This window comes from Arthrobacter sp. KNU40 (assembly GCF_051515115.1).
Classification (GTDB): Bacteria; Actinomycetota; Actinomycetes; order Actinomycetales; family Micrococcaceae; genus Arthrobacter.
Genome location: NZ_CP195850.1, coordinates 4,937,558 through 4,960,722 on the forward strand (window position 1 = coordinate 4,937,558; position 23,165 = coordinate 4,960,722).

Genomic DNA, 23,165 nt, shown 5'->3' on the forward strand with positions numbered 1-23,165 from the left:
TCACGCGTTGTGGTGGGCGGTCTCACCCCGATTTTGGCCGTGCGGCTAGGACGCCGCCGGTAAAATTGAGGTGGCCCCAAGGGCGCGAGCCGCCCATCACAACAACCCGTAGGGGATCCCTTTTGCTTACTCTGCAGCCGCGCCAACGCGTCGGACACGACATCCTGCTCGCCCGCCACGGCAACCACATCAGCTCCATGCGCTTCGACCGGGCAAATGACCGCATCGTGGCACTTCTCGACGACGGCTCGGTAGACAGCGCTCCGAATATGATCTCTCCGCTGCTCCGGATGCCGGAAACGTTCCGCAGCATCCTTCGCTCCGACTGGAAATTGTTGCTCGTGGTTGCTTCCGCGATGCTCGCCGTCGGAGCCCTGGCCATGGTGCTGTCATTTGGAATGATCGGCAGCATGAGCGACCAGCAACTGCGCGACCTTGCGCTCAGCTACACGTCCTACTAGCTCAACCAACCGCGCAGGACCCACCAAAGTCCCGCAATGACCACCCCGCCGAACAACGAACCGGCGATGACCTGGCCGCGGGTATGGTCCCGAAGGACGACGCGGGACCAGCCGACGGCCGGAACCAGAAGCAGTAGCGGCAACCACACCGGCCCGAACATAAGGGCCACAATGACTGCAGCCGCGGAGATTGCCGAGGCATGACCGCTGATTTTCCACACGAGGCTGACTGCGGCCAACACTGTGATGCCGCCAATCAGTGCAAGGATCATCGCTGAGACGCTCGTCGGGGCGTGGATGAGGTTCAGGACCACCAGCCCCACGACCACGGACACGAGCGCAAGCATCAGCAAGGGCGCACGCTCCCTGCGATCGCTGACGTGGTGGTCGCTGAGCCTGCCGAGCCTCACCAGGGCCAAGACGTAGGCCAGCGGCAGCACACACACAAAGAGGGCCGCCAGGACGCCGAACCATATCGTCCCCGGGAAACCCGGGTCCACTGCCGGGCTGATGAGCAGCAAGACGGATACGACGGCAGGCGGCTGGAAGACTTCCGTCAGGACCCGGGCAACACGGTGCCGGGCCCCAACGCCGCGCTGCTCTCCCCCACCGGCGCGCTGCTCAGTCAAGCAGCAGGGCCGGCTCTTCGAGGATGGCCGCGACGTCGGCCATGAAGCGGGCGGAGAGGTCCCCGTCCACCACCCGGTGATCGAACGAACCGCCAAGCGTTGTGATCCAGCGCGGGATGACCTCTCCGTCGAGCACCCAAGGCTTTTGCTTGATGGTGCCGAAAGCGACGATTGCCACCTCGCCGGGGTTGATGATGGGCGTTCCTGTATCGATACCGAGGGCGCCAACGTTGGTGATGGTCAGCGAGCCGCCCTGCATCTGCGCGGGCTGGGTCTTGCCCGCGCGTGCCGTGCTGGCCAGCTCGTTCAGGGCGAGGGCCAGCTCCTTGAGGGAAAGGTCCTGGGCATCCTTGATGTTCGGGACCATGAGCCCGCGCGGCGTAGCTGCAGCAATACCCAGGTTCATGTAGTGCTTGACGAGGATCTCCGCGTTTCCGTTGCCGTCGGCGTTCTCCACCCAGGTCGCGTTGACGCTCGGGTTGCGTGCCGCGGCCCAAATCACGGCTTTGGAGAGAATCAGCAGCGGCGATACCTTGATGCCTTCAAAGTCCCTGGAGGCCTTGAGCCGCTTGACGAATTCCATCGTGCGGCTGGCATCGACGTCAACGAAGATACTCACATGCGGCGCGGTGAAGGCAGACTCCACCATGGCCTTGGCGGTGGCCTTGCGGACGCCCTTGACGGGGATCCGTTCCACCCGCTGATCCTGCGGCTTCTTGGACGCACCCCAGAACTTGTCTGCTTGGTCCACCTCGGCGTCGCGCTGCGACTGGTAGCTCACCAAGTCCTCGCGGGTCACTTCGCCGCGGGCTCCCGTGGGAACGACGTCGGCCAGGTCAATGCCTAGTTCGCGGGCGATCTTGCGCACGGGAGGCTTGGCCAACACCCGGTTGACGATGCCGCTGACCGTTGCGCCGAGGCCGGTGAGACCCGGTGCCTGACCTGCAGGTGCCAGGCTTGCGGCTCCCTGGCTTGTGGCCACGGGCTGCTGTGCGGCAACGGGCGGCATGGCCGGAGCAGTGGGCTCGACGACTGGTTCGACGACGGCTGCGGGTGCCGAGCTCGGGGCGGCCGCGGGTACAGCGGTAGCGCCTTCCGGGCGCTTACGTGGGCGGCGCTTGACGGCGTCGGCCTTGGGACCGGAGCCAACCAGCGGACCGCCGGCGGGACCGCCGTCGGACGTTCCGGCGTCGTCGGGCAACTTGCCGTACATCGAGGCTTCGAAGGCCTGTTCGGCTGCAGGCGCGGCAGGCGGGGCGAGGGGCGACGCGACGGCGCTCGGAGCCGACGGCGCCGAGGTGGGCTCCGGTTCTCCCGGCGCATTGTCCGAAATGCCGATAATCGCGGTTCCTACTTCAACCGTGATGCCTTCGGCAACGAGCAATTCCGCCACCGTTCCGGCATAGGGGGACGGCAACTCCACGAGGGACTTGGCGGTCTCGATCTCGCAGATGACGTCGTTGATGGCCACGGTGTCGCCGGGCTTGACCTTCCAGGAGACGATTTCCGCCTCGGTCAGTCCTTCGCCGACATCCGGCAGGTTGAATTTCTTAACAGTCACTTGGGTCCTCGATCTCGGCTGGTCCGTCCGCATGGCGGCGGGTGCAATCAGGGGCGGTTAGTAGGCCAGGGAACGGTCCAGGGCTTCCAGGATCTTGTCGATGTCCGGCAAGTAGTCCTCTTCCACCTTCGCCACCGGATATGGCATGTGGAAACCGCCCACGCGGATAACCGGAGCCTCAAGGTGCAAGAAGGCACGCTCACTGATCCGCGCAGCGATCTCGCCGCCGATCCCCCCGAATGTCGGGGCTTCGTGGGCAACGATCAAGCGGCCGGTCTTCTTGACGGAAGCGGTGACGGCGTCGAAGTCGATAGGGGAAATCGAGCGTAGGTCGATCACCTCGATGCTGCGCCCGTCCTCTTCAGCCGCTGCTGCTGCGGCCAGCGCCACCGGCACCAGCGGACCGTACGCCACGATGGTGGCGTCGGAGCCTTCGCGCAGGACGTGCGCCTGGAACGGGTCCGACGCCGGTCCGGGGTTTTCGGTGTCCACCTCGCCCTTGAGCCAGTAGCGGCGTTTGGGTTCGAAGAAGATGACCGGGTCCGTGCAGTCAACGGCCTGCTGGATCATCCAGTAGGCGTCGTGGGCATTGGACGGGGTGATAATGCGCAGGCCGGCGGTGTGGGCAAACAGCGCTTCCGGTGATTCCGAGTGATGTTCGATCGAGCCGATGCCGCCACCGTAAGGAATGCGGATGACCACGGGAACAGTCAGCTTGCCGCCGCTGCGCGAGTGCATCTTGGCCAGTTGCGTAGTGATCTGGTTGAAGCCGGGGAACACAAAGCCATCGAACTGGATCTCGCAGATGGGACGGTATCCGCGCAGGGCCAGGCCTATCGCGGTGCCGACGATGCCGGACTCAGCCAGCGGGGTATCAACTACCCGGTCTGCACCAAACTCCCTGATCAGTCCGTCGGTCACGCGATAGACACCGCCGAGCGGCCCGATGTCTTCGCCCATGAGCAAGGACTTCGGGTTGTTGTTGAGCGAAGCACGCAGGCCTTCGTTAATGGCCTTGGCTATGGTCATGGTGGTCATCAGTTGCCTGTCCCCTCTTCCTCGTCGCCTTCGAATCCGGCGGAGTATTCCTCGAACCAGGCAAGTTCCTCAGCCACCAGCGGGTGCGGTTCGGCATAGACCCCGGCGAATGACTCGCGGAAGTTCGGGCCCTGCAAATTTTGGGTGGTGCGGCGGACATGGGCAGCGAGTTCGTCGCCGTCCGCTCTGACTTGCTCAAAGAAAGCTTCGTCGGCCAGGCCCTCGTTGCGGAGGTACTTCTCCAAGCGATCCAAGGGATCCTTGCCCCGCCAGGCGGTTTCTTCGGCGGATTCGCGGTACTTGGTGGGATCGTCCGCCGTGGTGTGGGCTCCAACGCGATAGGTATATGCCTCAATGAGTACCGGACCGCGGCCTTCGCGTGCGTGCTCAAGTGCCCATTCGGTGACCGCATGGACGGCGATGACGTCGTTGCCGTCCACCCGGATGCCCGGGAAGCCGTATCCCTTGGCCCGATTGAACAGGGGAACCTTGGTCTGGACCTCGGTTGGGACGGAGATGGCCCAGTGGTTGTTCTGGCAGAAGAACACCACGGGAGCGTTGTAGGACGCCGCGAAGACCATGGATTCGTGGACGTCGCCTTCGGAGCTGGCACCATCGCCGAAGTAAGCCACAACGGCGGCCTTCGGGTCATTGGAGCCATTGGCTTCGGCGAGCTTCTGGTCCCGTTGGATTCCCATGGCATAACCAACCGAATGCAGGGTCTGCGCCGCAAGCACGAGGGTGTAAAGGTGGAAGTTGTTCTCGGTGGGATCCCAGCCGCCATTCGAAATTCCGCGGAACAGCTTCAGCAGTTCCGCCAGGTCCACATCACGGGTCAACGCAACGCCATGTTCCCGGTACGTGGGGAAGATGTAGTCCTGACGCTGGGTGGCACGTCCGGAGCCGATCTGGGCCGCCTCCTGGCCGGTCAGGGGAACCCAAAGCGCCAGCTCGCCCTGGCGCTGGAGGGCCGTGGCCTCCTGGTCGAAGCGGCGGACCTTTGCCATGTCGGCGTAGAAGCCGCGGAGCTGCTCAGGATCAAGGCGCTTCGCGTAGTCCGAAAAGACGGGATCTGTCCCTAGCTTGCCGTCCGGCCCCAGCAGCTGGATCATCTCGGCAGCTGGATCGCTTGAAGCGCCTCCCGCAGGAGACTGCTGATCCAGTCCCGTTCCGTTGATCCCGGGGGTGGGCAATTGAGTTGCGCCCATTCCGTCTCCTTGCCTGCCGCAGCCCGATGCTGAGCAATATTCGCTGATATATGCCGATTCCGGAATGCATTCCGGAATCGGCATATCTTGGCTTTCGTCCCTTACTTTATCCGCAGTAAGGGACGCAGGGTCATTTGTTAACCGCTAGGAAGGCTGCGGCGCTTTTGTATAGGACGCACAGAGCTCGAGGAATCGGGTATTGGCCTCGACTTCACCGATGCTGACCCTGACGCCTTCGTTGCCGAAGGCCCGCACGGACAACGCCCGCTCGCCTGCAAGCGCGGCAAACTCGGCGCTATTCTCTCCAAGATTCAGCCACACGAAGTTGCCTTGGGCGTCGGGCACGAACCATCCCAGCTCGCGGAGTCCTGCGGTAACCCGGTCCCGCTCGTCAACCAGGCTTTGTACCCTTTCCACAACTTGGTCGAAATTCTCCAACGAAGTAATCGCGGCGCGTTCGGCAATCTGCGAGACGGCGAACGGCGTGGCAGTGACGCGCAGGTGCTGGGTGAGATCCGGACCGGAAACGCTGTATCCAACGCGCAGCCCCGCAAGGCCGTGAGCCTTGGAAAAGGTGCGGAGGACAACGACGTTGGGGTATTTGCGGTACAGCTTGATGCCGTCCACGGCCTTCTCGTTCCTGACGAACTCCTGGTAGGCCTCATCGATAACTACGACCACGCCTGCCGGCACTGACTGGATGAACCGTTCGGTTTCCTCGGCGGTGAGGATGGGGCCCGTAGGGTTGTTTGGCGTGCAAAGCAGAATCACCTTGGTGCGGACCGTCACGGCGGCCGCCATGGCCTCGAGATCGTGGCGTCCATCGGAAAGCAACGGGATCTGGATGCTCTCGGCCCCGGCCAGCCCCACACAGATCGGGTATGCCTCGAAGGAGCGCCAGGCATAGATAACCTCATCGGCCTTGCCATCGTGGTTTTGGCCGGCGAAGGTGGCAAGGATCTGGTTCAGTGCACCGAGGCTTCCGGCTCCGGTGACGACGTCGTCAGCGGGGACTCCCAGGAAGTCGGCGAGCGCTGTGCGCAGCTTGGTGGACAAAGGGTCCGGGTACCTGTTGATGTCCGACTGATCAGCGATTGCCTGCAGCACCGCGGGAATCGGGGGTAGCGGGTTTTCATTGGACGACAGTTTGTAACTGGTCAGGCCCTCTATTGCTACGGGAGGCTTCCCTGCAGCATATTTGGGGAGCCTGTCCACAACCGGGCGGGGACGCACGCCCTCCGGTGCGTTGTCAGAAGAATTCATGGCACCAGCCTACTTGCAGGGCTTCGGGCCATGCTGGCAGGCCCTCTGGCCTGTGCATGTGAAAGCGGCCTGTGAAAACCTGTGCGTGCGAAAACCAGCGCATGTGAAACCGGGCGCATGTGAAAGCATGGGCGTATGGGTTCATTCATTCTGCGCGTCCTGATCAACGGGCTGGCCCTCTGGGTTGCCAGCTGGATTCTGCCGGGGATGGATATCTCCACTTCGGCAACCACCAACGCAGTAGGCAACGCGGGCGTCACTCAAGGCGGCGACACATTGGGCGTGGTTCTTGCCTATCTCTTCGTAGGGCTCATTTTTGGCATCGTCAATGCCTTTGTCCGGCCTTTGGTCAAGCTGCTCTCCCTTCCGATCACGATCCTCACTCTCGGCCTGTTCACGATCGTCATCAACGCGGCCATGTTGTCCCTCACAGCGTGGCTCAGCAGCTACACGCCAGTACACCTCACCATCGACCGTTTCTTTTGGACCGCAGTTCTCGCAGCGATCATCATCAGCCTGATCTCCATGGTCGCCAGCTGGATTCCCGGCGGCAGGCGGTAAGGAGCCGCAAGAGGCGGCAGCCCGGTTTCCGCCACCTTGTTCGACCGCTTTTTGTCACCGCTTTCCCCGTGGGGCCGGGGGTGCTTCGCGGGTCAGCTTGAACCGGCTCACCTTGGCCACTCCACCAGCGCCCAGTATCCCGCCCAGGGTGGCTGTGGAAGCGGCCAGCGAAGGATCGGAACTGAGCTGCACCAGCTTCGCCCCTTCCTCATAGCGTGAGAGCTTGTGCGCCGGCCCGATGCCTTGGTCTTCGCCGGGTTCCAGGATCACCGGGTTGGTCATGGTCACCGTGACCCTGTCCTTGGTGTCCGGATTCGCTTTGCCTTCGGCACCGGGAACCCAATCCTGTTCGTGCTCCAAGTGCAAGCTCCCGATGCCGGCCTGCGGGGTGATCCCGCCGACTGGTGATCCAGCTGTCACCACAAACTTGAGGTCATACTCGGCGAGGAACGCCTTGTCCTTGCTCAAGTTCATGGCATGGATTCCGCCTTGGCTGTGGCCGACTGCCACCACCGCCTCGCCGGCTGCGGCACCTGCCTCGAGCAACGCCTGACGGATGGCCTTGCTGGTTTCCATCGAGTTGTAACCCAGCGCTTCGGCAATCCCGGCTTCGTCCAATGGATTGCTGCCTCCTGGCGGATTGCCCGGCTGGGTGCCCGGAATCAAGACCACCCACGCCCGCGCTCCGTCCTTATCTACTTGCATGACTTCTATTTCGCCCTCTGAAGTGGCACCGACGTGATCCAGTTCCCTGAGCATTCCTGCTGCTGACAGGTCAACGCTCTCGGTCGCGGTCTCTCCCCGGCTGACCGAAACAGGACGTGGCCTGAGGAAAGCCAATCCGGGCACCGCCACGATCGCTCGCAGGACGGCACCGACATCAGTGGGCCCGACTGTCGCCCCTGAAAGGTTCGCCGCTGCCGGGGGTAGCCCCATCATCAGCGCCAATATCCGGGTCAGATCCCGGACAGCTCCTTCCGTGGCTCCCCTCTGGCCAAGGTCCAGGGGATTCGGACCAGTCGCGAGGACTGGCATTCCCATGCCCATCCGCAGCCTGATCGCCGCGTGAGATTCTGCAAACTCGTATTCACGATGGCTTGCCCTGACATCGTTGCCAATCCGCTGAAGCTGTTCGCGGACCCGTCCGATGTCCCGGCCGCTCTCACCGACGGCAATGATGGCGTTGCTTCCACTCTTGTAGGCCGAGGCCTGGTGCGGGAAGAGAGCCACCCTCACCGATTCAGCCTCCACTTCAATGGCCTGCAGCTGGAGCACAAGTCCGTCCAGCGCGGCCGCGCCAGCAAGCAGCTCTTCGAATTGGAAGTGGATTCCGCCGACTCCGCCGCGTATCCGCAAGGTGCCGTCCGGCTCGGGTGTTCGAGGGTGGGGAGTTCCGCCCGCGCCGACAGGAGCGACCTCGGCCATCAGAAGCCAGGCTGGAGGTTCGATGCCACATTCTGGGCATGGCGGAGGGTCACCGCAGCGGCCTCGCGCAAAGCGTCACGCCCCCTTCGAAGAGAGGCAGCCTGCAAGGCCAGTGTGGTCCGGTAGGCACGGCCGGCCGGCGACTCCCATTGCTCGAGTTGCAACTGCGCCAGCTTGGCAAGAACGGCGTCGGCTTGGTCGGCGCAGACGCTCATCCGCCGTCCAAGCTTCTGGATCTCCGCGCCCCGTGAAATACATTGGTGCGAATCCAGATCCGTTCCTCCGGCCGCCATAAGAATGCCGCTCAAGACGTTTCCTCCTCCATGTCCATTGATCTCGTGGCAGCGACGCTACGTCGTGCTCCGGTGGCGCGGAACCGCCGTGATCGGCTATGTGGATAACCTGCCGGAAACCCGGCCTGGATGAGGATGCCGCGATGTTATGCACATAGTGAAGTCCGGCTTAATGGCGCGAGCCGAGTTCATGAAAGAATTGCCTCATGCCTGAAACCGTCGCCGCCGCTGTTACCCGTACGCCCTCTGGACGCCTGGCTCTCGCCGCGTCGCCGGAGCCGATCGCCCTGGGCCCGCTGGACGGCCGGTACCAGTCCGCCGTCGCTCCCCTCGTCGACTACCTGTCCGAGGCCGCTCTCAACCGCGACCGCGTGGCCGTCGAAGTCGAGTGGCTCATCCACCTCACCAGCAACAACGTACTTCCCGGCGCCGGCCCACTGACCAGCGAGCAGCAGGAGAAGCTGCGCGCCATCGTCACCGAGTTCGACGCCGCTTCGGTCACCGAACTCGCTGAAATCGAGGCCGTCACGGTCCACGACGTCAAGGCCGTTGAGTACTACATAGGCCGCCGCCTCCCCGCGATCGGTATCGAGAACCTGACCGCCATGGTGCACTTCGGCTGCACATCGGAAGACATCAACAACCTTTCCTACGCCTTGGGCGTCAAGGGTGCAGTGGAAGATGTCTGGCTCCCTGCAGCCCGCGCCTTAGTGAAGCAGATCGAAGCGATGGCCGAGGAGAACCGCGCCGTCCCGATGCTTTCCCGCACGCACGGCCAGCCGGCCACCCCCACCACTCTTGGCAAGGAACTGGCAGTCATCACGCACCGCCTGAGCCGCCAGCTGGACCGCGTTTCGAAGACCCAGTACCTGGGCAAAATCAACGGCGCTACCGGCACGTATGCCGCACATGTCGCATCCGTTCCCGGTGCTGATTGGGAGGCCGTAGCCCAGTCCTTCGTTGAAGGCCTGGGACTGACGTGGAACCCGTTGACTACCCAGATCGAGAGCCACGACTGGCAGGCGGAGCTCTATGCTGACGTCGCCCGCTTCAACCGCATTCTGCACAACGTCTGCACGGACATCTGGAGCTACATCTCGATTGGCTACTTCCGCCAGATCCCTGTTGCCGGCGCCACCGGTTCCTCCACCATGCCGCACAAGGTCAACCCGATCCGCTTCGAAAACGCCGAGGCCAACCTGGAGATTTCCAACGGACTGTTGGACACCCTGGGCGCCACGCTCGTTACCTCCCGCTGGCAGCGAGACCTCACCGACTCTTCCTCGCAACGCAACATCGGCGTCGCATTCGGGCACTCGCTGCTTGCAATCTCGAATGTTGCCAAGGGACTGAAGGCCCTGGACGTTGCCGAGGAAGTACTGGCAGCCGATCTCGACACCAACTGGGAAGTCCTGGGCGAGGCGATCCAGATGGTCATGCGCGCCGAGGCGATCGCCGGCGTTGAGGGCATGGAGAACCCGTACGAGCGACTCAAGGATCTCACCCGCGGTCAGCGCGTCGATGCCGTCCGCATGCAGGAGTTCGTCTCAAGCCTGGGCTTGTCTCCCGAAGCCGAAGCACGCCTCCTGGCACTTACTCCAGGCAAGTACACCGGCATCGCGGACCAGTTGGTGGACCACCTGAAGTAGAACGCGGCGCTGTTCATGGTCCCGGCGTTTCCGAATCGATGTAAGGAACTGTGTCAGCATGAGGCTCTTGCTTATCCGCCACGGGCAAACCCCTGGAAACGTCCTGGGGCAATTGGACACAGCGTTTCCCGGCCCCGGACTTACTGAACTCGGCGAACGTCAGGCAGCTGCGCTCCCGGGGTCCCTTGCCAACGAGGACATCACGGCCATCTACGCATCGACCCTGGTCCGCACCCAGCTGACGGCCGCCCCGCTCGCAAGAGTGCTGGGGCTGGAGGCAATCGTATTGCACGGCCTGCAGGAGATTGAGGCCGGGGCGTTGGAGAAGCGCACCGACCACGAGTCGCACCACCGGTACATGAGCACCGTTTTCGACTGGACCGACGGTAAACTCGACGTTCGCATGCCGGGAGCGGGTGATGGCCATGAGTTCTTTGCCCGCTACGACGCCGCCATTGCCAAGGTGGCAGCAGCCGGCGACGAAACCGCCGTCGTCGTCAGCCATGGTGCCGCAATCCGCTGCTGGGCAGGTCGCCGAGCCGTGGATGTTGGCCGCGAGTTCGCCGCCACCCACCAACTACAGAACACCGGCATTGTGGCGCTCGAAGGCGACCCGGAAACGGGCTGGCACCTACTGCACTGGGACCAGAGCCCCGTAGGCGGACTTTCCTTGGCCGACCGGACGGTCGAAGACCCCACAGGTGACGCCGTCGAATGACGGCAGCGTGTGGCCAACCCCAACGCGCCGGTATTTCTCCGGACGCTTACGCGCAGGAAACACCGCGGTAACCCCCGCTTCTTAGGCTTGATAGGCATAACCCCCTCCGGCGAAAGAGGTTCCGATGCAGACCAATCCGCGGCTCAACATCAGACAGGTCACCTGGGCCAACCCGGTGGGTGCAGACCTCCGCGCGGCGCAGCAGGCTGAACTGGACGCACGTTTCGGCAACTCGGACCACGAGCCCGGACCCGCGCCATCGGAAGCTGATACTGCCGTTTTCGTCGTTGCCTACGAAAAGTGCTCGGGCCAGCCCCTGGGTTGCGGAGGGCTAAGGATTCTGGACGCCGAAACCGCGGAAATCAAGCGGCTTTACGTCGTCCCGTACGCCAGGGGCTCAGGAGTGGCCGGCTCCATCCTTGCCGCGCTCGAAGCGCAGGCGCATGCCCACGGTTTCAGCATGATCACAGCGGAGGCGGGGTCGGCCCAATCGGACGGCCGCAGCTTCTACGAGAGCGCCGGCTTCGCCGCAGTGCCCAACTTCGGCCCCTACATTGGTGTCAGCCACTCGCAGTGCTACGCCAAGCCGATCGATTCTCACAGCGCCTCGCACACGGCGATGGCCTAAGGACGGGCTGCAGCACCGGCCACCCTCCGAATCCAGACCTGCCGCCAGCCGGATCACTCCAGGCTGCGTCCGCCCTGCCCCAGATGTGCCCGGTTCAGGGCTTCGATTTCTTCGTCACTCAAGTCGTCGAAGCTCTTGGCCTCGTGCTTGTCGCTCCGGGAGAACCGGACGAACATCAGGATGATGAGGGGAAGATCTACTATCTCCGCGAGGAACCACATCAGGTCTCCCGCAAGTTGCTGATCCCGTAGCGGCGAGGGGAACCAGCTTGGCTGATTGCCCAAGACTGACGTGGCACCGTCGAGAATTCCCGGGCTGAGCCGCATCAGGACCCCAGGCACCGCATCGGCGAGCAACTCGATAAATACAAAGATGAACTCGACGACGATGAGCGATGAGGTGCGCCCTGCGCCGTCTTCCATGATCGGTACGGTCATGAGGAGTCCCATGACGGGCACCAGCAAGGTCAGGATGACGTCGGAGGCCGGACTGGTCCGGAGTACGTAGAAGAACGGGGTCAGGAACAGTGTGAACATGGCGAGTCCGAGAAGTGCCGCCACGAGCGTGTTGCTGAGCATGCGAACGAGCCGGTGCCCGAGGACTGCTTCCACCCTCGCGGCGCCCACGGGGCCAAGGGTCTGCCGTGCAAGGGTTAGCGGCTTGCCCAAGCCAATCAACAGCGGGACCACAAACAGGTAGGACGTCACTTTGAGGGTGAATGCCCACCGCAGATCGTGGCTGTAGGTTCCCGGGAATCCAAAGCTCAGGGCCGCGAAACTGCCAAGCCCAAGGACGAAGAAGGCAAACGAGTTCCACAAGGGCCAGCGGATATCCCGGCCCTTGGCGGCAATCAGGCCCCTTGAATACAGGGCGACCGCGGCAATTAGGATGATCAGGGCGGGCCAGTTCATTGACCAGGCGCCTAACACTGCGCTCAAGGGTGGCATGGTCAGTGGTCCATATCGGAAGGCCGGGCGCCCATCCCGGCGCTACGGTGGGTTTTGTCGATCTTCATGGTGTTCCTCCAGCGCGTTCCCCGGTGTGCCGCATGGTGCGCGAATCGGCGTGTCGTGTTGTGCCCTGAACCGGGTGCACCGTATCCATGTTACGGAGTCGCGCCGAGCATGGCACGCCGCAGGAGACGCAGGCGCCCAGCCTCGGCTAATCTCGCATTATGGAAAAGGCTGACATCACGTTCCGGACCCGCAAGTGGATTCGTCCGGAGGACCTCAACGCCAACGGCACGCTGTTCGGTGGAAGCCTGCTGAAATGGATCGACGAGGAAGCGGCAATCTACGCAATCCTCCAACTTGGCAACGGCCGCGCCGTCACCAAGTACATCTCCGAAATCAACTTTGTGAGCTCGGCCGTCCAGGGCGATCTGGTGGAGATGGGCCTGACCGCAGTCCGCTTCGGCCGGACGTCACTGACCATGCGCGCGGAGGTGCGCAACATGATCACCCGCGACAGCATCCTGACCATCGAGGAAATCGTGTTCGTCAATCTCGGGCACGACGGCCGGCCGGAACCGCACGGCTACACGGAAATCACCTATGACCGTGACCGCATCCCCACGCACCACCTGACGCAAGCACTCCACGAGGACTGAGCGCCCGACGTCGGGCCCTCCGCAAGCGTCGGGCCCGCCTTAACTGGCGGGCCCGTCCAAAACCCTTCCCCCGGAAACGGGTGCTGGCGGCCGCGAACTTCGCGGCCGCCAGCTTGCTGCGATCAGCGCCTGTCGAAGGTGAGGCCTCCGGGGACCTGGAACGTCGGCATGAGTTCCAGCATGCCCACATTGACGTGGCGTGGGGTTTCGATGGCGTAGTCAAGGGCGTTGACGATGTCATCAGTGGTCAGCGACTCGTAGCCTTCGTAGTAGGTCTTCCACGCTTCTTCCATGGCCTCAGGCGTGCCGCCCATGTTCCGGCCGAAGATCTCGGTTTCCACCCGGCCCGGGCAGATCTCCGTTACGCGGATGCGCTTGCCAACCGTGTCATTCCTGAGCTGGCGGGAGATCTGGTGCACTGCTGCCTTGGTGGCGTGGTACACCGTGTGGCCGTAGAAGTTGTACACGCCTGCGATAGAGCTGATGTTGATGATGTGGCCGAGGTCGCGCTCCACCATGCCCGGCAGGACCAGCCGCGTGAGCTGAAGCAGGCCGCGAAGGTTGACGTCGATGAGCTCGTCGATGTCCTGCTCGGACGAGTCCAGGAGGTTGCCGGGCCGGGAAACTCCGGCACAGTTGACCAGGACGTCGACCTTCAGTTCGCTCACGACGGCGGTCAGCGCCGCTGTGTCGGTCAGGTCAACTACGTGCGGGATGGCACCCGTACGATCGGCCAGTTCGCTGAGGCGTTCCTCGTTGCGGGCCACGGCGTGAACGGTCAGGCCTCTTTTGGCCAGTCGCTCCGTGATCGCGGCACCCATACCGGTTGACGCTCCGGTGACGAGGGCGGTGTTGTAGTCGGAAAAAGACATCGGTTCTCCAAAGAGTGGAAATGGAAGGCACGAAGTGTGCCGGAGGTCAGCGGCGCTTAAGCGTCGCGCAGGGGTTCGTGGGCCCGGTCCTTGACCGTGCTCACGGCTGCAAGCGTGCCAAGTGCCGTGATGACTGCGTAGAAGGCGGGCATGTAGATGTTGCCGGTGCTGCTGATGAGCCAGGTCATCAACAACGGGGCCGTTCCGCCGAAGAGCGCGGAGGAGATGTTGTAGCCGAGGCCGTAAGCGGAGTACCGAACCCGGGTGGGGAAGAGCTCAACGATCAGGATGTGGATGACGGCCGTGTGGCCGGCGAAGACGATGGCCATGATCGAGGCGCCAAGGATAGCCAAGCCCATGTTTCCCGTTGCGATGAGGGCGTAGGACGGGATACCCAGGATGGTCATGGCGATGGCGGAGCCGGCGATGACCTTCTTGCGGCCGATGCGGTCGGACAGGGCACCCATGAAAGGAATGGCGATGCAGATGACAACCAGGCTGCAAGCGGTGATGAACAGTGCCTCGCCGATGGTGAAGTTGAGCTGCTTGCCCTTGAGGAACGTAGGCATGTAGGAGAACAGGACGTAGTAGCCGGAACCGTTCATGAGCGGGATGAAGAGGGCCAGAACCATGGCCCGGCGGTGCTCAGCGGACTGGAAGGCTTCCTTGAGCGGGTTCTTGGAAAGGCCGCCCTCTTCCTTGAGCTTTGTGAAGTTGGGGGTGTCCGCGATGGCCTTTCGGATGTACCAACCGATGACGCCCATGGGAATGGCGACCAGGAAAGGAATGCGCCATGCGAAGGAACCGAAGCCACCGCCGTCGATGGCTGCCTGGGTGAGCCACGGAGACATGGAGAACGCCACGAGGGTGCCGGTGAGCAGTGCTGCGAACGAAGCGATCTGTGCGTAGGAGGTGATGATGCCGCGCTTGCCTTCGGGGGCGTGTTCAGCGAGGAAGGTCATGGCGCCGGCGGCCTCGCCGCCAACCGAGAAGCCCTGCAGGAGCCGCAGGAGGACGAGCAGGATGGGCGCCGCGATGCCGATAGCCGCGTAGGTGGGCAGGATTCCGATACCAGCAGTGGCAACGCTGATCAGCAGAATGACGAAGACCAGTAGTTTTTGCCTGCCTATCCGGTCACCCAAGTAGCCACAAACAACTGCGCCGAGGGGCCGGACGAAGAACGACACTGCGTAGCCGGCGAACACGAACAACAGAGCGTTGTCCGGGTTGCCCGGGGCAAGGAACACCAAGGCAAGCGTTCCGGCCATAAAGGCGAAGATGCCGTTGTCATAGAGTTCCACGAAGATGCCAACGCAGCCTGCGGTGACAACCTTGCGCGTTTGACGGCCCGTGAGCCGTTCATGCTGCACTTGCGCAGCGTTGGTGTTTGCGGTCATGACATTTCCTTCTTGATGTTGAGCGTAGCAACCGCTACTGGTATTGGCGACAGGCCGTTAGCTGCATACTGCAACTGGTAAGTCCTGCCACTGGGGTCGGCATCCAATGCCAAGGAGTCCGAAGACTGTGTTGACGGATTCGCGGAGGGTTTCAAGTTGCGCCCGCGAGCGCCGATGGGCGGAGGTTGCCTCTGCCACCGTCGATTTCCTGAAGCGGACCTTGTCGCCCGGGCGGGCTTGGGCAAGGACATCCAGGCCAATACTGGTGACGACGGCGAGGACTGGATATCCGGCGGTAACGCCGCGGCCCCGATGCAGTACCAGCAGTTCTTCACGTGAGGGAACTTCGACGGCGCCCACCGGGACCCCGCGTGAAAGCACTTCACCGTTTGAGGTTCTTTCCGGCAGCTCGCCGCCGAGCCTCAAGCCGATGTGGTTGCTCCGGCCACTCACGGCGTATTCCGAAGTGAAGAGCAACTCGGCGGAATCGCCAAACTCGGCGACATCCGGACCGTCGGTCACATTGACCATCAATTCCTGCCCCATGTCCGGCCGTTCAAGACCAAGCCGGAAGAGCGGAAGGTCGAAGTACGGTTGGCGAACAGGGCCCACGCTGCGGCGGGTGAGGAGCGTGGTTCCTTCCTTGAGCTGCAGGCCGAAGCCCACAACGGTGTCCGGAGCACAACTACCCAGCAGCGTCGGCGCCTCCACGGAGCCGTGGATGGCCAGGTAGGCACGGAGGCCCCGGTTGATTCCCCGGATGGCAATCGTCTCGCCCGCACGGACCGAAACCGGTTCCCACTGGCTGCATGGACGCCCTCCGACGGTGAGTGTCAGGGGTGCTCCCGTGACTGCGATCAGGATGTCGGACTGCGCCTTTATCCTGAAGTCGAGTGCCGTGATCTCCACCAAGGGATCGTTGTCGAGGTTGCCGGCCAGGATATTGGCGGCCCGGGCAGAATACTGGTCCAGGGCGCCGTTGACCGGCAGTCCAAAGCGCGGTCCGCGGAGACGGCCAAGGTCTGTGACCACGGAGTTGCCCGGTTGCTGGATGAGGATGTGCCCGTTCATGGCCTTGGTTCCAATTCCTTGCCGACGTAAGAGTCGAACTCTCCGGCCTCGATGCGATGGAACCGGAGAATGTCTCCTGGCTTGTAAGGGACCAGTGGTTCACGACGAATGTTCAGGACGGTCAAAGGGGTCTGACCGATGACGCACCATCCACCCGGCGCGGATGCGGGAGCGATGACGGCTTGGCGTCCGGCCACTGCCACTGCCCCCGCCGGAACGCTGAGCCGGGGATCCTTGAGGCGCGGCACCGGCTTGGGGAACGCGGGACCGTCCATCATGGGCGAGCCGGCAGGTGCACCCAAGCAGCGGACGGTATAGGTCTTCTCGGTGTGCACGCGGATGACTTCCTCGGCGGAGATGCCTTGGTATTCGGCTACTTTCTCCAGGTCGGGACCGTATTCGCCGCCGTAGACCACTGGGACATCAAACTCAAGGGGTGCTGCTGCTGCGCCTGCGGAACGGCCCATTTCGAGGAGTCCCAGCTTGACGAATGCGCGCACCTGGCGGGCAGACACCAGGACGGGGTCGAATTCCACCAGCACGGAATCGTAGGTGGGGACCGCGCCATGAAGGCCCTCGGCGCCACAGCTCTCCAGCCAGTCAGCAAGACGGTGGACCGTGAGCCAGTTGTCCTCGCTTGCTTCAGCAAGTGCGACAACGCGCAATGCGGAGTCTCCGGATTCGTAGATCTCGGTGGGAACCGCAGTGAGAACGGACATGTCAGGCCGCCTTCCTCTTGGCATCCATGACCTCTGCCAACGGGGCGATGCGAACGCCAGCCAAGATGAGCTCCGAGCGGATGAGCCGGGCGAGTTCGACGGCGCCAGGGTTGTCCCCGTGAAGCAGGACGGTGTCCGTGGAGATGTCAATGTCAGTGCCGTTGGCGCAGCGGATCTTGCCCTCGCACACCATGCGGACGGTTCGCTCGACAATGGCCGAGGGATCGTGCAGTACGGCGCCCGGCTGGCTGCGCGGGACCAGCGTCCCATCCTCCTGGTAGGCACGGTCGACGATGCCCACAATGGCCACGTCCAAACCGGCCGAACGTGCCGCGTAGGCCAACTCGCCCTCCTGTGCGACCACGATGAGTTCGTTGTCCACGCGGGCGGCGGCCTCTGCCACGGCCGCAGCGTAGTCCGCACGGACGGCGACGAGATTTCCCAGCCGGCCGTGCGGCGCAATGTGGGTCACTTTGGTTCCGTGGAAGGCTGCGAAACCGTTAAGGGCCCCCAGCTGGTACAGGACATCGGCGCGCACCTCGTTGGCAGTCAGGCCCATGTCCCGGCGGCCGAAACCACGCAGGTCCGGGAAGCTCGGGTGGGCTCCAATACCGACCCCGCGGCGAACGCATTCGGCGACGGTGGCGTCCATGATGTCGGGATCGCCCGAGTGGAACCCGCAAGCGATATTGGCGCTTGAAACGATCTCCAGAAGATCGGTGTCGCTGCCTATGGTGTAGGCACCGAATCCCTCTCCAAGATCCGCTACAAGATCAATTATCGGGTTCACGTGGTTCTCTTTCCGCGGTTCTGCATTAGGGTCGGGATATTCCATACGAACGGCAGGAATATCCGGTAAACTCAGCCGCCTTTTCGATTGAAACTGTTTAGCTAAAATTCTTCAATCCGGCGAACTGTCGGTAATTCTTTGGTGATAGAAGTCTCGCACCAGAGAAGTTCGGGCACAAAGACCTATTCGCTATCACGGGATAGCTCCCGGTTATGACCTACGGCACACAAGCTGGTGGCGGGGTATATTTGGGTATCGGGACAATTGGTTGATGGGAGTCAACGAACTGTCAGTAAATGGTTGGGAAACGCCACCATGGGGATGTGGATCTCAAATTAGTCGCTGAGAGACAGGTCACACAAAGACGGATTGTGTGTCCCTACATAGAATTTCCTTATGGCATCCAGGCCCCAATGAGGACTTGGAGGAAGGCAGACCCATGGATACGCGGAAGCTCTCATATTTTGTAAAGATCGTCGATTCGGGGAGCATCACCAAGGCCGCCGCAGCGCTCCACGTCGCCCAGCCTGCCCTCAGCCAGCAGGTGTCGGCGCTGGAGACCGATTTGAAGCAGCGCCTGCTGATCCGCAGCAAGCAAGGAGTCGAGCCGACCGCCGCGGGACACACCCTCTATCGCCACGCCCAGACCATCCTGCGGCTCGTGGAACAAGCCCGGCTGGACGTAGCGGCGTCCGGGGCCGCGCCGTCGGGCAGGGTATCCATCGCCATCGCACCGTACAGCATGGCTTCCAGCCTGACGCCGCAGATCATCCGCGAGGTCGGCAGGCGATACCCGGACATTGTGGTGCACCTGACGGAGATCTTCGGCGGCGTGCTGAGCGAGGCAATCAAGAACGGCCGCCTGGACATGGCCCTGATCTACGAGCCAGGGAAGATCCGCGGAGTGCAGTTCACCACCATGATCGTGGAAGACCTGCACTTGGTGACCCATGAGGACGCCGATGTGGCCCAGGGTCGAACAACGGTCACGCTCGAAGAAGCCAGCAGCCTTGGGCTATTCCTCCCCGAAAAAAACCACACCCTGCGCCAGATCATCGAGAAGGGACTGGCTGACCACGGGTTGGCCCTGCGCCTTGTAGGGGAAGTGGAATCGGTTCCGTCACTCGTTCGACTCATCCGCGCAAACCTCGGCGCCACCGTGCTGCCGAAATCGGCCGCTGATGCGCTCTTCCCTGATGAGAACTTCAAGGTGTTGCGGATCGTCGAACCGGCACTGCAGAGCAAGATTGCCCTGTGCACCCCCGACCACGAGCCGCTGTCCGAGGCCGCCTCCGCGGTGCTCATCCTGGTCAAGGAGATGCTCCAGCAACAATTGATCAGCAAGTACGCGGCCGATCCAGCCGAAGCGTGATCCATCCATAACATTGCCTTATTCGGACAGACATCTTTGGTCTTATTCACCGGCATTTTTATTTCCTATTATCGAATTAGCAAGTAATTCGAAAGCGGCTCGCGGATTCCGTGAACCCAATCAAAGGAACAGCGGTGAAAAAGATCAGCCAGACCCAGTGGATTTCGAATCCGACTCGTGGATCGATCAGTGCGCGAACCGGATTCCACTGCCCGAGGAATGGTTTCTGGCGTCCTTTGGGCGGCCTGGGCGAACCTCTCTTCGTGTTCGAAGGAAGCCTCATGCCGGCGCACGCTGGACACAGTATCGAGTGGTACCTGGTCGACGCGCGGTCAGGACACCCCGGGCTGGACTGAAGCGGCTGGGGGGCAACCCGCCGTCGTCGGCTTCCTCAATCCCACCGCACCACTCAAGGCGCCCTGCCACTGGCAAGGCGCCTTCTGCGTGCCCGGAAACGGGCACGAGTTCTCGGGCGCACAAAGGGCCGGTCACCGCATTCGGTGACCGGCCCTCAGCAACAGGTTCAGTCTTCGACCAGGAGTCCCTTGGCCTTCAGCTTTTCCGTCAGTCCGCACAACTCGATGGTGGTGCCGCCGGCGTGGTAGGCCTTGATGAGCTCGCGTTCGGCGTCGTCCCGGGCCTGGGAGAGCGCAATGACCTCTTCAGCTTCTTCACGGCGGACCACCACGACGCCGTCAGCGTCACCGCGGAGGATGTCGCCGGGGTAGATGATCTCATCGCCGAAGACGAGCGGGTGGTTGATCGGCCCAAGGGTTTCCTTGACCGTGCCCTTGATGCAGACGCTGCCCGAGAAGACCGGAAGACCCAGTTCGATGAGGTCCTGGGTGTCGCGCACACCGGAGTCCGTCACCATGGCCGCGATGCCCTTGGCTTTCATGGCGTTGCCCAGGACGTCGCCGAAGGTTCCGGCGTCGGAGAATTCCTGCGCACCGACCAGGACCACGTCGCCGGCTTGGGCGTAGTGGATGGCGACCTGCAGCATGAGGTTGTCCTGCGGGGCGCACGCCACGGTCACGGCCGGGCCGCAGAACGACATCGAACGATCGATAGGCTTGATCTTGGAGCTCAGGGCGCCGCGGCGGCCCTGGGCTTCGTGGATGGTCGCGGAGGAGAACGCCGCGAGGCGGCTGACGACGTCGGCGTCCGGCCTCTGGAACTTGGTCTTGACGTGGATCATTTTCTGAATCTTTCTCTTGGCTGGCTGCTAGGGGTGCCCGTGGGCTTAGTTGAGGGCGCTGACTGCCTTGCGGATCGAGTCCACGCCGGCGTTGATGGTCTCCAGCGACGTGGCGAAGGAGATCCGGAAGTAGGGGCCAAGGCCATAGGCCGAGCCCTGGATGACGGCAACAGCGGCCGCGTTGAGGAGGTACAGCGTGAAGTCCTGGTCGGTTTCGATGAGGGTGCCGTCCGGAGCGGTCTTGCCGATGACGCCGCTGCAGTTCACGTAGGCGTAGAAGGCGCCCTCGGCCGGGGCGACGGACAGTCCGTCAATGAAGTTGAGGCCTTCGACGGCCACGTCACGGCGCTTGCGGTACACCTCCACGCTGTCCCGGACGAACGACTGATCGCCGTTCAGGGCGGCAGCCGCAGCTGCCTGGCTGACCGACGACGGGCAGGAGGACGTCTGGGACTGCAGCTTGTTCATGGCTGCGATCAAAGGCGCCGGGCCCACGCCGTAGCCAAGGCGCCAACCGGTCATGGCGTAGGCCTTGGAGACGCCGTTGACCAGCAGGATGCGGCTGCGCAGGGACGGAACCGCCGTGACAAGGCTCGTCACCCGGCCGTCGCCGAAGTGGATTTCGTCGTAGATCTCGTCGGTGAGGGTGAAGACGTGCGGGAATTCCTCAAGGACGGCACCCAGCGCCTGCAATTCTTCGCGGGAGTACACGGCCCCCGTCGGGTTGGACGGAGCGTTGAGGATGAGCCATTTGGTCTGGGGCGTGATGGCTTCGCGGAGGGCGGCCGGTGTGAGCTTGAAGCCTGTGTCTTCGCCGCAAGCGACGATCACGGGCGTGCCGTCGTTGGCGAGGACCATGTCCGGGTAGGAGACCCAGTACGGTGCGGGGACGATGACCTCGTCGCCCTCGTTGAGCGAGGCCATGAGCGCGACGTAGATGACTTGCTTGGCTCCGCCGCCGATGGTCAACTGGTTCGCTTCGTAGTGCATGCCGGTGTGGCTTTCAATCCGGCGGAGGATGGCGGTCTGCAGCTCGGGCGTTCCCGTCACCGAGGTGTATTTGGTCTGGCCGGCGTTGATCGCTTCGATAGCGGCCGCCTTGATGTGGTCGGGGGTGTCGAAGTCCGGCTCGCCGACGGTCAGGTCGATGATCGGAATGCCTTCGGCTCGTAGTTCACGGACGCGGGCGGCGGCCGCAACGCTCGCTGAGGACTTGATGCGTGTGACCCTCGACGCCGGCAGGTACTCGGACATTGTCTTCTCCAGAATCGTGAAACTCAGGATTCGGGTGTCGAATCCCCAATTTCGAGACTAGGCACTGCCGGGCGCCGTGGATAAGACCTAATGTGCGTGGATCAATAAGAGACCCTTATGACCGCCTGCTCCATTTGGGAGCTCCGGCTTCGTTTGGGGACATTTCCAAGCTATATAGGAATCTTCTATGCACTTTCCTTATGGGTTCACGCGGTATTGGTATTTCCGCAGCTCTGCGAACGCCGCCTAGATTTCATAGATCAGAAGTTCGCGAAGAGTCAGAAAGGGATCCATTGCCAGCCCAATCCGGCTCCCTTGGGGGCCTGTCAGCCACCGACAGGTACACCTACCGGGCCAAGGCTCCGGCCCGGCCCCAAACCGTGGCCAAAGGGGAGCGTGCCAAGCTCACGCACGCCCTCGCGGCGCACAGGCAACTCCTGTCCCACGCTTCGAGCGCCATCCGGACATTGACCGCTGCCCGCAACGAGATGATCGCCCAGGCCCTTGAAGACGGGCTCACCCTGGCCACAATTTCCGCGGTGACCGGGGAGAACATGCGTGCCGTCCGGTCTATCGGTTTGGCTTATGACGACCTTCACCCGAGTGGGCTTCCGCGAGGCGCACATGTGGATGGCCTGAGGGCGAAAAGCGAGCAACTCAAAACAGCCGAAAGGCACCGCGACCAGATCGTTAATCAGCGGGAAGCGTTGATTGTCACTGCGCTCCGCACCCAAGCTTGCGATGACCTTGAACTTGCCTCGCTGACCGGCCTCACACCCGAGCATATCCGCCGGTCAACGCGGGGGACCGCACGCTCCGCCTAGCCTCCGCGGGCCAGCCCAGACGGTGCCTCTAACCCAACTGACTAACAGTTGTTGTCGTTATGAGGCGTCAAAACGACAACAACTGCGAGTCAGTTGGGAGTGCTCACTTCGTTGGCTCTTTCTTGGCCGCGGGCGTCCTGCAGCTAAACAGTTCCTGTGTTCCCGTTTTCCTTGCGATGAGAACCGTCAATGCGCGGGCGGACGTAGAGATCGGTTCAAAATGTTGGATCGACCGCGCGCCAACGTTCCAGATGCGCTTCACGCCCAGCACCCGGTCATGCTCATCCGTCGCAACCAAGGGCGGACTTCCCTGCCCTGCCATGGGCCTGCGTTTCCAGCACAGACTGACTACCGTCGCGTGCTCCCAGAATTCCACGGCGGTTACGAAGAATTCGCGCCCCTCGTCATCCAGGAACAGCCCGGACTGCGGGACGTAAACAGCCCGCAGATCGTACTCCACGGGGCCTGGATGCCTTGCAGCCGGCGATTCGGCGATGGCTGCGGCTTGTTGAGGATTGAGATCTGGTTGCGGGACCACGGCATGCTCCATTGAAATTGCGGTCGACCCCCTCCTCGACCGCCCCCGAGTGGCCTCGGGATATCCAATGTAGCTCCGTCCAAGGAC

The 23,165-nt window shown here is 62.7% G+C and carries 25 protein-coding genes; 9 read left to right on the forward strand and 16 right to left on the reverse strand.

The window, feature by feature from the left end; translation table 11 throughout:
• The first annotated feature begins 122 nt into the window (after positions 1-122).
• Entirely contained in the window at positions 123-461 is a 339-nt protein-coding gene (locus ACSKT0_RS23025; protein WP_437771793.1) for a hypothetical protein, read from the forward strand.
• Here the strand turns inward: ACSKT0_RS23025 and ACSKT0_RS23030 are convergent.
• The 5 genes from ACSKT0_RS23030 to ACSKT0_RS23050 form a co-directional block, all read right to left on the reverse strand.
• Positions 458-1,090, reverse strand: a complete 633-nt coding sequence (locus ACSKT0_RS23030) for a phosphatase PAP2 family protein (RefSeq protein WP_437771794.1) — start codon at positions 1,088-1,090, stop codon at positions 458-460. The genes ACSKT0_RS23025 and ACSKT0_RS23030 overlap by 4 nt on opposite strands.
• Complete coding sequence (locus ACSKT0_RS23035) at positions 1,083-2,651, reverse strand: dihydrolipoamide acetyltransferase family protein (RefSeq protein WP_437771795.1); 1,569 nt, start codon at positions 2,649-2,651, stop codon at positions 1,083-1,085. Before ACSKT0_RS23035 ends, ACSKT0_RS23030 begins: the two co-directional genes overlap by 8 nt.
• A 57-nt stretch (positions 2,652-2,708) precedes the next feature.
• Entirely contained in the window at positions 2,709-3,689 is a 981-nt protein-coding gene (locus ACSKT0_RS23040) for an alpha-ketoacid dehydrogenase subunit beta (protein ID WP_437771796.1), read from the reverse strand.
• Positions 3,689-4,897, reverse strand: a complete 1,209-nt coding sequence (gene pdhA / locus ACSKT0_RS23045) for a pyruvate dehydrogenase (acetyl-transferring) E1 component subunit alpha (RefSeq protein ID WP_437771797.1) — start codon at positions 4,895-4,897, stop codon at positions 3,689-3,691. The genes ACSKT0_RS23040 and pdhA overlap by 1 nt, the downstream gene beginning before the upstream one ends.
• 144 nt (positions 4,898-5,041) lie before the next feature.
• A complete protein-coding gene (locus ACSKT0_RS23050; RefSeq protein WP_437771798.1) occupies positions 5,042-6,160 on the reverse strand; it encodes a histidinol-phosphate transaminase in 1,119 nt (372 codons plus the stop codon).
• A 135-nt stretch (positions 6,161-6,295) separates the two neighbouring features.
• Here ACSKT0_RS23050 and ACSKT0_RS23055 point away from each other — a divergent pair, with 135 nt between their 5' ends.
• Positions 6,296-6,721, forward strand: a complete 426-nt coding sequence (locus tag ACSKT0_RS23055) for a phage holin family protein (protein ID WP_437771799.1) — start codon at positions 6,296-6,298, stop codon at positions 6,719-6,721.
• A 54-nt stretch (positions 6,722-6,775) separates the two neighbouring features.
• Here the strand turns inward: ACSKT0_RS23055 and ACSKT0_RS23060 are convergent, their stop codons facing one another.
• Both ACSKT0_RS23060 and ACSKT0_RS23065 read right to left on the reverse strand, forming a co-directional pair.
• Positions 6,776-8,146 carry a hypothetical protein gene (locus tag ACSKT0_RS23060; RefSeq protein ID WP_437771800.1) on the reverse strand — a complete coding sequence of 457 codons (1,371 nt, stop codon included), beginning with the start codon at positions 8,144-8,146 and terminating at the stop codon, positions 6,776-6,778.
• The gene (locus tag ACSKT0_RS23065; RefSeq protein WP_437771801.1) at positions 8,146-8,454 is read right to left on the reverse strand and encodes a hypothetical protein; all 309 of its coding nucleotides are present in this window, start codon (positions 8,452-8,454) and stop codon (positions 8,146-8,148) included. The genes ACSKT0_RS23060 and ACSKT0_RS23065 overlap by 1 nt, the downstream gene beginning before the upstream one ends.
• A 191-nt stretch (positions 8,455-8,645) precedes the next feature.
• On the opposite strand from ACSKT0_RS23065, the gene purB reads away from it, so the two are divergent.
• The 3 genes from purB to ACSKT0_RS23080 all read left to right on the forward strand — a co-directional run bounded on the left by purB (position 8,646) and on the right by ACSKT0_RS23080 (position 11,434).
• On the forward strand, positions 8,646-10,088 hold the full coding sequence (gene purB / locus ACSKT0_RS23070) for an adenylosuccinate lyase (RefSeq protein ID WP_345448099.1): 1,443 nt from the start codon (positions 8,646-8,648) through the stop codon (positions 10,086-10,088).
• Between the two features lie 58 nt (positions 10,089-10,146).
• The gene (locus ACSKT0_RS23075; RefSeq protein WP_437771802.1) at positions 10,147-10,806 is read left to right on the forward strand and encodes a histidine phosphatase family protein; all 660 of its coding nucleotides are present in this window, start codon (positions 10,147-10,149) and stop codon (positions 10,804-10,806) included.
• Positions 10,807-10,930: 124 nt separating this feature from the next.
• Positions 10,931-11,434, forward strand: coding sequence for a GNAT family N-acetyltransferase (locus tag ACSKT0_RS23080; RefSeq protein ID WP_437771803.1), 504 nt, complete (start codon positions 10,931-10,933; stop codon positions 11,432-11,434).
• A gap of 53 nt (positions 11,435-11,487) precedes the next feature.
• Here the strand turns inward: ACSKT0_RS23080 and ACSKT0_RS23085 are convergent, their stop codons facing one another.
• Positions 11,488-12,345 carry a cytochrome c oxidase assembly protein gene (locus ACSKT0_RS23085; protein ID WP_437771804.1) on the reverse strand — a complete coding sequence of 286 codons (858 nt, stop codon included), beginning with the start codon at positions 12,343-12,345 and terminating at the stop codon, positions 11,488-11,490.
• A 263-nt stretch (positions 12,346-12,608) separates the two neighbouring features.
• On the opposite strand from ACSKT0_RS23085, the gene ACSKT0_RS23090 reads away from it, so the two are divergent.
• Positions 12,609-13,043, forward strand: coding sequence for an acyl-CoA thioesterase (locus tag ACSKT0_RS23090; protein WP_084784486.1), 435 nt, complete (start codon positions 12,609-12,611; stop codon positions 13,041-13,043).
• A 122-nt stretch (positions 13,044-13,165) separates the two neighbouring features.
• On the opposite strand, the gene ACSKT0_RS23095 is transcribed toward ACSKT0_RS23090, so the two are convergent.
• From ACSKT0_RS23095 to ACSKT0_RS23115, 5 genes are read right to left on the reverse strand one after another with little or no spacing between them, the layout of a single operon-like run.
• On the reverse strand, positions 13,166-13,915 hold the full coding sequence (locus tag ACSKT0_RS23095; RefSeq protein ID WP_078107213.1) for an SDR family oxidoreductase: 750 nt from the start codon (positions 13,913-13,915) through the stop codon (positions 13,166-13,168).
• A gap of 56 nt (positions 13,916-13,971) precedes the next feature.
• Positions 13,972-15,312, reverse strand: coding sequence for an MFS transporter (locus ACSKT0_RS23100; protein ID WP_059388742.1), 1,341 nt, complete (start codon positions 15,310-15,312; stop codon positions 13,972-13,974).
• Positions 15,313-15,369: 57 nt separating this feature from the next.
• Positions 15,370-16,383: a biotin-dependent carboxyltransferase family protein gene (locus ACSKT0_RS23105; protein ID WP_437771805.1), complete on the reverse strand. Its 1,014-nt coding sequence runs from the start codon at positions 16,381-16,383 to the stop codon at positions 15,370-15,372.
• Positions 16,380-17,102: a 5-oxoprolinase subunit B family protein gene (locus tag ACSKT0_RS23110; protein WP_437771806.1), complete on the reverse strand. Its 723-nt coding sequence runs from the start codon at positions 17,100-17,102 to the stop codon at positions 16,380-16,382. Before ACSKT0_RS23110 ends, ACSKT0_RS23105 begins: the two co-directional genes overlap by 4 nt.
• A gap of 1 nt (position 17,103) precedes the next feature.
• The gene (locus tag ACSKT0_RS23115; RefSeq protein ID WP_437771807.1) at positions 17,104-17,892 is read right to left on the reverse strand and encodes a LamB/YcsF family protein; all 789 of its coding nucleotides are present in this window, start codon (positions 17,890-17,892) and stop codon (positions 17,104-17,106) included.
• A 439-nt stretch (positions 17,893-18,331) separates the two neighbouring features.
• Here ACSKT0_RS23115 and ACSKT0_RS23120 point away from each other — a divergent pair, with 439 nt between their 5' ends.
• Positions 18,332-19,264 (forward strand): LysR substrate-binding domain-containing protein, encoded by a 933-nt coding sequence (locus ACSKT0_RS23120; protein WP_437771808.1) that lies wholly within the window; start codon positions 18,332-18,334, stop codon positions 19,262-19,264.
• Positions 19,265-19,398: 134 nt separating this feature from the next.
• Positions 19,399-19,620: a hypothetical protein gene (locus ACSKT0_RS23125; protein WP_437771809.1), complete on the forward strand. Its 222-nt coding sequence runs from the start codon at positions 19,399-19,401 to the stop codon at positions 19,618-19,620.
• A 167-nt stretch (positions 19,621-19,787) separates the two neighbouring features.
• Here ACSKT0_RS23125 and ACSKT0_RS23130 read toward each other — a convergent pair whose 3' ends face one another.
• Together ACSKT0_RS23130 and ACSKT0_RS23135 are read right to left on the reverse strand one after the other, a co-directional pair.
• Positions 19,788-20,462: a 4-carboxy-4-hydroxy-2-oxoadipate aldolase/oxaloacetate decarboxylase gene (locus ACSKT0_RS23130; RefSeq protein ID WP_059388748.1), complete on the reverse strand. Its 675-nt coding sequence runs from the start codon at positions 20,460-20,462 to the stop codon at positions 19,788-19,790.
• A 45-nt stretch (positions 20,463-20,507) separates the two neighbouring features.
• Positions 20,508-21,716, reverse strand: coding sequence for an aspartate transaminase (locus ACSKT0_RS23135; RefSeq protein ID WP_437771810.1), 1,209 nt, complete (start codon positions 21,714-21,716; stop codon positions 20,508-20,510).
• A 293-nt stretch (positions 21,717-22,009) separates the two neighbouring features.
• Here ACSKT0_RS23135 and ACSKT0_RS23140 point away from each other — a divergent pair, with 293 nt between their 5' ends.
• Complete coding sequence (locus tag ACSKT0_RS23140; protein ID WP_437771811.1) at positions 22,010-22,540, forward strand: hypothetical protein; 531 nt, start codon at positions 22,010-22,012, stop codon at positions 22,538-22,540.
• 103 nt (positions 22,541-22,643) lie between these two features.
• Here the strand turns inward: ACSKT0_RS23140 and ACSKT0_RS23145 are convergent, their stop codons facing one another.
• Positions 22,644-23,078 (reverse strand): hypothetical protein, encoded by a 435-nt coding sequence (locus ACSKT0_RS23145; protein WP_437771812.1) that lies wholly within the window; start codon positions 23,076-23,078, stop codon positions 22,644-22,646.
• Between the last annotated feature and the right edge of the window lie 87 nt (positions 23,079-23,165).